This is a genomic window from Stenotrophomonas sp. AS012628 (assembly GCF_010608305.1).
Taxonomy (GTDB): domain Bacteria; phylum Pseudomonadota; class Gammaproteobacteria; order Xanthomonadales; family Xanthomonadaceae; genus Stenotrophomonas; species Stenotrophomonas geniculata.
Map to the genome: position 1 here is coordinate 1 of NZ_VMBJ01000212.1, position 242 is coordinate 242.

Sequence of the window (242 nt, forward strand, 5' to 3'; positions counted from 1 at the left end):
GTAAGAACTCAAGGCATGACGTTTGCCGGTCTCCAGTCTGGAGCCGACCTGGCGGTGATAGAACAACAGGGGTTCCCTGATCAGCCTGCCTCGCACCCCACATCCGACCAGGGCGATCCAGAAATCCCAATCCTCGAACTGTGCCTCCCTGGCTTCGTCGAAACCGCCTACCGCCAGCCAGTCATCGCGATGAAAGATCGCGGAGACACAGAACGGATTGAAGTAACGCAACAGTCCGGGAT

General features: G+C 57.9%; 1 protein-coding gene. It reads right to left on the bottom strand.

Going from position 1 to position 242, the window contains the following annotated elements; genetic code table 11:
* A partial coding sequence (locus G5A07_RS22300; RefSeq protein ID WP_223107842.1) for a hypothetical protein occupies positions 1–242 on the bottom strand: 242 nt, incomplete at both ends.